General features: G+C 58.7%; 2 protein-coding genes and 1 pseudogene. 2 read left to right on the top strand and 1 reads right to left on the bottom strand.

Going from position 1 to position 2,617, the window contains the following annotated elements; all coding sequences use genetic code 11:
- A pseudogene (locus QQJ84_RS19090) lies at nucleotides 1-335 on the bottom strand (hypothetical protein); the annotation flags it as partial.
- Between the two features lie 220 nt (nucleotides 336-555).
- Between QQJ84_RS19090 and QQJ84_RS19085 the strand changes: the two are divergent.
- Together QQJ84_RS19085 and QQJ84_RS19080 are read left to right on the top strand one after the other, a co-directional pair.
- Nucleotides 556-1,692, top strand: coding sequence for an IS110 family RNA-guided transposase (locus QQJ84_RS19085; protein ID WP_284259923.1), 1,137 nt, complete (start codon nucleotides 556-558; stop codon nucleotides 1,690-1,692).
- Nucleotides 1,693-1,902: 210 nt separating this feature from the next.
- Nucleotides 1,903-2,505: an IS630 family transposase gene (locus QQJ84_RS19080; protein ID WP_284259922.1), complete on the top strand. Its 603-nt coding sequence runs from the start codon at nucleotides 1,903-1,905 to the stop codon at nucleotides 2,503-2,505.
- Nucleotides 2,506-2,617 lie beyond the last annotated feature (112 nt).

The raw sequence follows: 2,617 nt of genomic DNA, 5'->3' as shown, positions 1-2,617 counted from the left end.
AGCATTTCCAGGACAACCGAAGCCGAGCCACACAAATGATCGCAGCGGTTTAATGAATCGCCCTGACCTCGCCATAACTTGACATAAGGGCGAACATATTCCGGCGACATCAACCTGACTTCGTGACCTTGCGCCGCCACAACACGGGCAAGATGATGGGCCCCGCAGCACGCTTCCATCGCGATCACACAGCGTGGCAATCCTGCCGTGAACGAGGGCACATTCTCCGGTCGCATGCGGCGTCGCTTGATCACCGCACCAGTCGCATCCAAGCCCGCAAGGCTGCAGCTGTTCTTGCCCAGATCGATCCCAAGGACCGCAATCTCATTTGCCATGGTACATTCCTTTCCTTCCGGTGGCCCGAGCAGCATACACCACACGGGAAAAAGGGGCGGGCCATTCCATAAACTTCGCCAGCCTGAGTCTGGAAGTTTTACCGGCATGGGTGACCGAAAAACCGATTGAAGTCTGGTTCCAGATGCTATGAGGGCGGACAGCGCCTCGACTGAGTGTCAGACTGGCAGGCATCCGCAACCTGATAGGGGAGTCTGTATCATGCCGTCCGAATATACTGTCCACGTCGCGATTGAGCTTAGCCTCTCGTCATGGCTTGTGGCTTTCCGCTCGCCCGGAGTTGAGAAGTCGCGGCTGCATCACATTGAAGGTGGCGATACGACGGCGCTGCTGGCGCTGATCACCGCGGAGCGTTTGCGGGTTTCGACGAAGCTGGGCGCCGAGACCATAGATGTAGCATGCTGCTTTGAAGCCGACAGGGACGGCTTCTGGCTGCACCGACTGCTGACGGCGAACGGCTTTAATTCCTACGTGCTTGAGCCAACCAGCGTCCTGGTGAACCGGCGGGCGCGACGAGCCAAGACCGACCGACTTGACGCCGAGGGTATGCTGCGCGTGCTTGCGGCATGGCTGGGCGGCGATCGGCAAATTTGCAGTATGGTGCGCGTGCCGTCACCCGAGGAGGACGCCAAACGCCCTCACCGCGAGCGGGAGCTCCTCGTTCAAGAAAGGCAGCGCATCGAAAACCGTATTGAGGCCCTGCTGTTCACTCAGGGCATCCGGAAAAGGCCGTCGTTGCGCTCGTGGGCCCGTGACATGGACGAGTTGCGCACCGGTGACGGCCGTGCAATCCCGCCCCTGATGCGAGCCGAACTCGACCGCTTCCGACGCCGCCTTGTGATAATCTTGGAGCTAATCCGAGAGGTGGAAGCTGAGCAGGCTTCAGCGTTGGCTGCAGCCGCCGACAATGAGACGGCCCAGAAGATCATCGCACTTCAGCGCATCCGCGGCATTGGCGAAAATTTCTCGGCGGTGCTGGTGCGCGAGGTCCTCTACCGCTCGTTTGCCAACCGCCGTCAGCTCGCGAGCTACGTCGGTATTGCGCCCATGCCCTATCAGAGCGGGGGCATGGACCGTGATCGCAGCATCAGCCGGGCTGGCAACCCACGCGCCCGGACGACGCTCATCCAACTTGCCTGGCTTTGGCTTCGCTACCAGCCCGGTAGCACGCTCGCGACATGGTTCCGTGAGCGTGTCGGTACACTGAAGGGGCGCACGCGGCGGATCGCCATCGTGGCAATGGCGAGGAAGCTGCTGATCGCTCTCTGGCGTTATGTCGAGACCGGGCTATTGCCGGAGGGCGTCGAGATCAGCCAGGAAGCAAATGCCATGGCGTAGACTTGCAATAGACTGACGAAATTGCTGCCGGCAGCAATCGCCGCCGACGGCAATACGGGGAGCGCGACCGTCTTCCTCTTTGGTGGGTATATTGCCGCCGCGTTTCAGGTGGGTCGCGTCTAACCGGGGTAACGCCTCGTGCATGAGGCATTATGGTACGGGTTCATTACAAGACCCGACCGCATGTAAGGTGACGCAGCCGTAGCTGCGATGCAAACCGCCCTGGACCCAAGAATTACGTTACTCTCCTTAACCAGAGCACGGAGAATTGCATGCAAAAAACCGTTGACAGACGAACTCTCATGTAAGGATGAAGCCCGGGTGGGCCAAAAAGGCTCGATTGAATATGTTTGGGCACCGATCGGCTCACGCCCGCCGATGGTGCGCGATAATCGGCATGATTCGGTTCACATCTTCGGCGCGATTTGCCCGGCGCGTGGCGTCGGCGCGGCGATCATCATGCCGGGCGTCAACACCGAGGCGATGAATGAGCACCTGGCCGAAATCAGCACACAGGTTGCCGCCGGCGCGCATTGCCTGCTGGTCTGCGACGGCGCTGGATGGCACCAGAAAGGCGAGTGGCTGATTATCCCCGACAACATCACGCTTCTGCAGCTACCGACCTACGCGCCCGAACTGAACCCGATGGAAAACGTCTGGGATTATCTGCGAGGCAACAAATTAAGCAGCCTCATCTGGGATAGCTACGACGCCATGCTCGAAGCTTGCAAACAGGCTTGGTTGTTCCTCGTCAACGATCCAGCCCGCATCGCTTCAATCGGAACAAGAACCTGGGCGTGTGTCAAAGGCTAAGTCAGATGGTATAAAATCAGAAAATGATCCCGAACTGATTCTAACATTACAGTTGCATTTTTGATTTAAAGTGTGCCTTTTGCGCGATTGCTTGATGAGTTCGTCGCCAAAG

The sequence above is a fragment of the Acidocella aquatica genome (assembly GCF_030160635.1).
Classification (GTDB): domain Bacteria; phylum Pseudomonadota; class Alphaproteobacteria; order Acetobacterales; family Acetobacteraceae; genus Acidocella; species Acidocella aquatica.
The sequence above is the reverse complement of the archived record's forward strand: the minus strand, read 5'-3'. Positions and strand labels throughout refer to the sequence as shown.

What these genes read in the sequence shown, in the direction of transcription:
- QQJ84_RS19085 (WP_284259923.1), top strand. Translation starts at nt 556, where the DNA reads ATGCCGTCCGAATATACTGTCCACGTCGCGATTGAGCTTAGCCTCTCG.
- QQJ84_RS19080 (WP_284259922.1), top strand. Translation starts at nt 1,903, where the DNA reads ATGCAAACCGCCCTGGACCCAAGAATTACGTTACTCTCCTTAACCAGA.